The sequence below is a fragment of the Streptomyces sp. NPDC005925 genome (assembly GCF_040638805.1).
GTDB lineage: Bacteria > Actinomycetota > Actinomycetes > Streptomycetales > Streptomycetaceae > Streptomyces.
Genome location: NZ_JBEXVL010000018.1, coordinates 115,348 through 121,882 on the forward strand (window position 1 = coordinate 115,348; position 6,535 = coordinate 121,882).

At 69.3% G+C, this 6,535-nt stretch carries 7 protein-coding genes; 6 read left to right on the forward strand and 1 reads right to left on the reverse strand.

Features of this window, described 5'->3' with window-relative positions:
* Positions 1-53 precede the first annotated feature (53 nt).
* Positions 54-584 (reverse strand): DUF3995 domain-containing protein, encoded by a 531-nt coding sequence (locus ABZ354_RS20605; protein ID WP_358658691.1) that lies wholly within the window; start codon positions 582-584, stop codon positions 54-56.
* 386 nt (positions 585-970) lie between these two features.
* Here ABZ354_RS20605 and ABZ354_RS20610 point away from each other — a divergent pair, with 386 nt between their 5' ends.
* From ABZ354_RS20610 to ABZ354_RS20635, 6 genes are all read left to right on the forward strand, one after another.
* Complete coding sequence (locus ABZ354_RS20610) at positions 971-1,948, forward strand: ATP-binding cassette domain-containing protein (protein WP_358658693.1); 978 nt, start codon at positions 971-973, stop codon at positions 1,946-1,948.
* Positions 1,945-2,733, forward strand: coding sequence for an ABC transporter permease (locus ABZ354_RS20615; protein ID WP_358658695.1), 789 nt, complete (start codon positions 1,945-1,947; stop codon positions 2,731-2,733). The genes ABZ354_RS20610 and ABZ354_RS20615 overlap by 4 nt, the downstream gene beginning before the upstream one ends.
* A gap of 46 nt (positions 2,734-2,779) precedes the next feature.
* Positions 2,780-3,931, forward strand: coding sequence for a class I SAM-dependent methyltransferase (locus ABZ354_RS20620; RefSeq protein WP_358658697.1), 1,152 nt, complete (start codon positions 2,780-2,782; stop codon positions 3,929-3,931).
* 13 nt (positions 3,932-3,944) lie between these two features.
* A complete protein-coding gene (locus tag ABZ354_RS20625; RefSeq protein ID WP_358658699.1) occupies positions 3,945-4,739 on the forward strand; it encodes an ABC transporter permease in 795 nt (264 codons plus the stop codon).
* Between the two features lie 67 nt (positions 4,740-4,806).
* The gene (locus tag ABZ354_RS20630) at positions 4,807-5,877 is read left to right on the forward strand and encodes a MupA/Atu3671 family FMN-dependent luciferase-like monooxygenase (RefSeq protein WP_358658701.1); all 1,071 of its coding nucleotides are present in this window, start codon (positions 4,807-4,809) and stop codon (positions 5,875-5,877) included.
* Between the two features lie 78 nt (positions 5,878-5,955).
* Positions 5,956-6,480, forward strand: a complete 525-nt coding sequence (locus ABZ354_RS20635; RefSeq protein ID WP_358658703.1) for a flavin reductase family protein — start codon at positions 5,956-5,958, stop codon at positions 6,478-6,480.
* The last annotated feature ends 55 nt before the right edge of the window (positions 6,481-6,535 follow it).

Below are 6,535 nucleotides of genomic sequence, written 5' to 3' on the forward strand. Positions count from 1 at the left end.
GGGCGCAGGCGGCCGGCCCGCACGCCGGGACCGCCGGCGCGGGAAGGCGCTCGCTAGATCGCGAACTTCGCGTCGACGAGCGACAGCAGCGCGCCGAACACGTTGATCAGCACGACGGCCACGACCAGGGACCAGGTCCACAGGCGCCGGCGGGCCGGGGTCCGGATGAACTGCCAGGCGGCCATGGCGAGTACCACGCCCTGGATGAGGAAGCACGGCTCGAACACCAGGAGGTCGTGCACGGCGGAGAGGTGGTTCGCGTCGGCCACCTCTCCGGCGCTCAGTTCGGGCACGGCCGGGAAGTCGACCGCCTCGTGCATGCCGCCCAGGTACAGCGTCTTGGTGATCACCCCGAAGATGGCGTGGGACACGCAGACCGCCGCGGCGGCCCACAGCGGGGACAGCACCATCCAGGACGGGAACCGCCGGGCGACGGGGTGAAGCAGGGCCAGGACCCAGAACGCCCCGATCAACTCGATGACGCTCACGACCGCGTTGGCGACCTGGGTCTCGGACTGGTGTACCTCGGCCGCCGGAGGCAGCCCCCAGGTGCCGCCGACGGCCCAGTACACGTGGAGCGCCATGAAGAGGAGGGTGAAATAGAAAGCCAAATGAACCCAGACCGGCCGGGACGGCAGTTCGATTTCTTGCTCTGCGGCGTCTGAATTAACGTCGTCGTCGGCGGACAGTGAATTCCCGTATGCCATGCGCAATCCTCGCATTTGAAATCCTGGAAGAGTCCCTTCCGCACGGTATCACCCAGGACCGAGACGCCTCTGGGCCGCGTATCGGAGTCTTCGATGAGAGGCTCGCTTTCGGTCAGGCCGGTGCTAGCGTCGGCGCCGTTGACGCGACAACCGCCGTGCCTTTGAGGCTGCTGGTGCTCTCCGTTCCCCAGCAGGAAACCCGGCGTTGTCCGACCTGACCGTTGATGCGTGATCAGTGGAATTTGAGTCTATGGGGTGAGCGCGTGGAGATTGCAATCCAGGCCGAGGGGCTGCGCAAACGGTACGGCGGCAAGCAGGTCAAGAACGCGCTGAACGGTGTGGACCTGTCCGTACCCGCCGGCACGGTCTTCGGACTGCTGGGTCCCAACGGCGCGGGCAAGACCACGACCGTGCGCATCCTCGCCACCCTGCTCACCGCCGACGAGGGCGAGGCGAGCGTGGCCGGATTCGATGTGCGCCGCCAGTCGAAAGAGGTACGTCGGCGCATCGGCCTGACCGGGCAGTACGCGGCGGTGGACGAGCGCCTGACGGGCCGTGAGAACCTCCGCCTGATCGGCACCCTCTACCACCTCGGCCGGACCGCCACGAGGTCCCGCACGGACGAACTGCTCGAACTGCTCGACCTCACCGACGCCGCCAACCGGCCGGTGAAGACGTACTCCGGCGGCATGCGGCGCAGGCTGGACCTCGCCGCGAGCCTGATCGCCGAGCCGCCCGTACTGTTCCTCGACGAACCCACCACCGGTCTCGACCTGACCAGCAGGCTCACCCTGTGGGACGTCATCCGCGCGCAGGTCGACCGCGGTGTCACCGTGCTGCTGACCACCCAGTACCTGGAGGAGGCCGACCAGCTCGCCGACCGGATCGCGGTCATCGACGACGGCGCCGTCGTCGCGGAGGGCACGCCCGACGAGCTGAAGGACCGGGTCGGTGACGACCGCATGCGCGTCACCGCCGCCAAGGCGGAGGACGTCGCCGAACTGACCAAGGTGCTCGGCCGGTTCAGCGACGACGAGCCCCTCGTCGACGAGGAGCAGCGGTCCGTCTCGGTCCCCATGACCGACGGCATCGGCGGCATCGCGGCCGTCGCGACCGAACTCGCGGACGCCGGCATCGCGGTGGCGGACTTCCAGGTCAGCCGCCCCTCGATGGACGAGGTCTTCCTGTCCCTGACGAACAAGGCCGCCACGCGGCCGGAGAACGAAGGAGCGGCGGCGTGAGCGAGACCCTGTCCGACTCCTGGGCGCTGATAGGCCGGCACCTCCGGCACCTGCTGCGCGTACCGGAGCGTCTGCTGAGCGTGACGCTGATGCCGGTCATGTACGTCATCGTCTTCGGTTTCCTGTTCGGCAGCGCCATGCAGGTCGAAGGCGGCAACTACCGCGAGTACATCATGGCCGGCATCTTCGCCCAGGTCATGCTCGCCAACCTGCAGACCACCGCGGTCGGCGTGGTCGACGACCTGCGCAACGGCCTGGTGGACCGCTTCCGTTCACTGCCGATGTCCCGCTACGCCGTACTCGTCGGCCGCACCGTGTCCGACCTGATGCTCTCGGCGGTCGCCATCGTCGTGATGTCCGTGGTCGGCTACCTCATCGGCTGGCGGGTGAACACCGGTGCCGGCGACATCGCGGCCGCCTTCGGCATCCTCCTGCTGCTCGGCCTGGGCTCCGCGTGGCTCGGCGCGCTGCTCGGTCTGTCGCTGCGCAACGTCGAGGCGGTCAGCGCCGTCATGTCGATGGTCATGATGCCGCTCACCTTCCTGTCCAGCGCCTTCATCCCGCTGAGCGGGCTGCCCGGCTGGCTGCGCGCCATCGCCGTGTGGAACCCGCTGTCCGCCGTGGTCGGGGCGCTGCGCGAGCTGTTCGGCAACCCCACCTCGGTCGCCGACTCGTCCTTCCCCTCGGTCCACCCGATCCCGGTCGCCGTGGGTCTTGTCGCTCTGATCATCGTGCTGGCCATGCCGCTCGCAGCCCGTAAGTACCGGACCGCGGCGGCCCGGTGAGCCCATCGGCCCGCAAGGCGCCGTCTACTGCCAAAGGAGCATTCCGATGACGCCTGGCGTCTCCACGTCCGTCGACTTCGAGCCGGGTGACACTCCCGCGCCGGAACACAACGTCCGCCCGCTGGTAGACACAGCACTGCTGCCCGACTGGCGGGGTGCCGGCAAGGTCGTGCACTCCGCCCACCGGCTCTACGAACACCTGATCTCGCTCTGGGCGCCGGGTGTCATCGAGGCCGCTCACGATCTCGGGGTGTTCGCCGAGCTGAGCAAGGGGGCCAGGACCAGCGACCAGCTCGCCGAGGCGTGCGACGCCAACCAGCGAGCGATGCGGGTGCTCATGGACGGCCTGTTCGCGTACGACATCGTCGACCGCATCCCCTCCGCGACCGGCCCTTCGGTCTACCGGATGTCCGACGAGATGAGTGAATGCCTGCTGCCCGGCGGGCTGTTCAGCCTGGTCGGCAAGATCGAGTACGACCGGCAGCTGGCATGGCACTCCTGGCGCAACCTGGCCGACGCCGTGCGCACGGACAACCGCGACGCGTCGGGCGACCTCCAGCTCAACCAGATCAGTGAGCACAACTTCGAGTCCCTCGTGCGCGGCATCAACTTCTGGGCGCCGCCCATCGTCGAGGCCCTGTGCGCCGGATTCGAGACGCTGGCCTGGCCCACCGACCGCCCGGCCTCCGTCCTGGACATCGGCTGCGGCACCGGCCTGTACAGCCAGCTTCTGCTGGAGCAGTTCCCGAAGTGGCGGGCCACCGGGCTCGAGGCGCCGCACATCGCCCCGATCGCCGAGGCCCAGGCCGCCCGGATCGGCGTGGCCGACCGGTTCGGGGTGCAGGTGCGCGACTTCTGGACCGAGTCCTGGGGCAGCGACCACGACCTGCTGATCTTCGTCAACATCTTCCATCTGCAGACCCCCGAGTCCGCGATGGAACTGCTGCACAAGTCCCAGCAGGCGCTCGGCGAGAACGGCCTGATCTGCATCGCCGACCACATGGTCACCGACGAGCAGGACGCCAAGCCGGTCCAGGACCGGTTCGCCATGCTGTTCGCCGCGTCGATGCTGGCCACCGGCGGGGGCGACGCCTTCCTGCTGGACGAGTACGACACCTGGCTGGCGGCGGCCGGGCTGCGGCGGGTGGCGGTGCTCGACACCCCGATGCACCGCATCCTGCTGGCCGGGCACGCGTGATCCACCGCCGCCGATGAGCACATTCCTGAGCGACAGTTCCGCGATCGCCGGCCGTCACCTGCGTCACCTGCTGCGTCTGCCGGAGAAGCTGATCGGTTTCACCGTGATGCCGGTCGCGATGATCCTCGGGCTCGGGACCCTTTTCGGCGGCAGCATGCGGGTGGCGGGCGGCGGTGAGTACGGCGCCTACGTGTCCGCGGGTGTGGTCACCGCGATGGCCGTGTCGACGGTGGCGCTCTCCGCTCTGGGCGTCGTCGACGATCTGCAGGACGGCATGTTCGACCGGCTGCGCTCGCTGCCCGTCGGCCGGACGGCCGTCCTGTCCGGCCGCGTCGTCGTCGACTCGCTGCCCGTGGCCGTGTCGATGGTCGCCGTACTGCCGACCGCCTGGATCGCCGGCTGGACCCTCGACCCCGGGGTGTCCGGCCTGCTCGCCGCCGTGGGCCTGGAACTGCTGCTGGCCGTGGGCTGTTCCTCCCTCGGGGTCCTTCTGGGCCTCACTTTCCGCAATGCCGAGGCGGTCACGTCCGTGGTGCCCGTGTGCCTCCTTCCGGTGACCTTCCTGTCCGACGCCTTCGTGCCGCCGGACGGGCTTCCCGGATGGCTGCGCAGGGTGGCCGAATGGAACCCGGTGACCGCGGTGACCCGCACGGTCCGTGACCTGCTCGCCGCACCTTCCACGGTGCCCGAGAAAGGTTTCGCCGCCCGCCAGGCACCGCTGCTCGCGGTGGTCTTCTGCCTCGTGCTGACCGCGGCCGCGAGCGCGGCGGCGGCCCGGGCCTACGACCGGGCGGGAACCGCGCGTTGACGACACGGCCTAGGACTTCTGAGAACGAACTGTTGCAGCCCTGGATCAACGTATGGCTGGAGGCGCCATGGATTTCGGCCTTTTCTACTTCGCAAACGACAATGAGGACGCCGACGACAGGTACCGACTTCTCATAGAAGGTGCCAAATTCGCTGACACTCACGATTTTGTGTCGGTGTGGACCCCCGAGCGCCATTTCCACGCGTTCGGCGGCCTCTATCCGAACCCGGCGGTGACGGGTGCGGCGGTCGCCGCGGTCACCGAGCGGGTGGCGGTGCGCGCCGGCAGCGTGGTCGCCCCTCTGCACCACCCCGTGCGGATCGCCGAGGAGTGGTCCATCGTCGACAACCTCTCCAAGGGCAGGGTGGGCATCGCCTTCGCCTCCGGGTGGCACGCGGCCGACTTCCTGCTGCGGCCCGAGGGGTACCCGACCCGCAGATCCGGGCTGATCGACTCCGTGAAGTCGATCCGCAGCCTGTGGCGACAGGAGCCCGCGTCGTTCGTCGACGGAGCGGGCGAGACCGTCGAGGTGACGGTCTTCCCGCCGCCGGTGCAGCCGGAGCTGCCGGTCTGGCTGACCAGCGCCGGCAATCCGCAGACGTTCATCGAGGCCGGCCAGATGGGCGCCGGTGTGCTGACGCATCTGCTGGGACAGGACATCAACGTCCTGGAGAAGCGGATCGCGGAGTACCGGCAGGCCTTCCGCGACACCCACGACGAGAGCGAGGGCGACGGGCACGTCGCGCTGATGCTGCACACCTTCATCGGCAGCGACCGGGAGTCGGTGCGCGAGACGGTCCGTGCCCCGTTCAGCAAGTACCTCGCCAGTTCCTTCGACCTCATCATCCACGCCGCCAAGGCGGCCGGCGCGAACGCGGTCGCCATGGACCTCAACACCATGAGCCCGTCGGACATCGACTTCCTCGTGGGCCAGGCGTTCGACCGCTACTTCGAGACCAGCGGCATGTTCGGCACGGTCGAGGACGGCCTGCGCATGTGCGAAAAGCTGTACGAGGTCGGGGTGGACGAGATCGCCTGCCTGATCGACTTCGGTGTGCAGGCCGACGACGTGCTGGACGGCCTCGTCCATCTCGACGAGCTCAGGCAGGCCTGGCAGGGGCGCGAGCAGGACCGGTGACCGGGAATCAGTGACGTCAGGCGGAAGGGGTGGGCCGTGGGGCCGCAACCGGTCGGCGCAGAGGCATATCGCACATTCATGAGTTCCTTCCCGACCGGTGTGGCCGTCGTCACCACGGTGGACTCGGACGGCCGGCCGCGCGGGATGACGTGCTCGTCGCTCTCGAGCGTCAGCCTGGACCCGCCCATCCTGTCCGTCTGCCTGGCGGTGACCAGCGGAACGCTGAGCTCGCTGCGCGCTCACGGACTCTTCGGCGTGAACCTCCTCGGCGATTCGGCGAGCCCGGTGGCCCGCCTGTTCGCGGACTCGAGCCAGAACCACTTCGAGCGGGTGCTGTGGTACCCGGCCGGTGACAGCGGGGTTCCCCGGCTCGACGGCGACGTCGTCGCGTTCGCCTCCTGCGAGGTGGTGGACACCAAGCTCGTGGGGGATCACGTGGTGATCTTCGGTGAGCTCGTGGGCATCGAGGGCGGCGCCGGTACACCGCTGCTCTACGGTCGCCGTCAGTTCGTCGCCTGGCCCGGTGGGGCACAGGCGGAAGAGGCCGGCCGGCCCGTGGGCCAGGGCGGCCCCGCGGTCTCGCCGCTGCCTCCGGCCGGCTGATCCGGCACCGCGCCCCGGATGGTGCGCGGCGCCCCGCGGCGCAGGCGGCGGGCGC

Excerpts from the sequence above, each read along its gene's own strand:
- ABZ354_RS20625 (WP_358658699.1), top strand. The coding sequence starts at position 3,945 with ATGAGCACATTCCTGAGCGACAGTTCCGCGATCGCCGGCCGTCACCTG.
- ABZ354_RS20605 (WP_358658691.1), bottom strand. The coding sequence starts at position 584 with ATGGCGCTCCACGTGTACTGGGCCGTCGGCGGCACCTGGGGGCTGCCT.
- ABZ354_RS20630 (WP_358658701.1), top strand. The coding sequence starts at position 4,807 with ATGGATTTCGGCCTTTTCTACTTCGCAAACGACAATGAGGACGCCGAC.
- ABZ354_RS20635 (WP_358658703.1), top strand. The coding sequence starts at position 5,956 with ATGAGTTCCTTCCCGACCGGTGTGGCCGTCGTCACCACGGTGGACTCG.
- ABZ354_RS20620 (WP_358658697.1), top strand. The coding sequence starts at position 2,780 with ATGACGCCTGGCGTCTCCACGTCCGTCGACTTCGAGCCGGGTGACACT.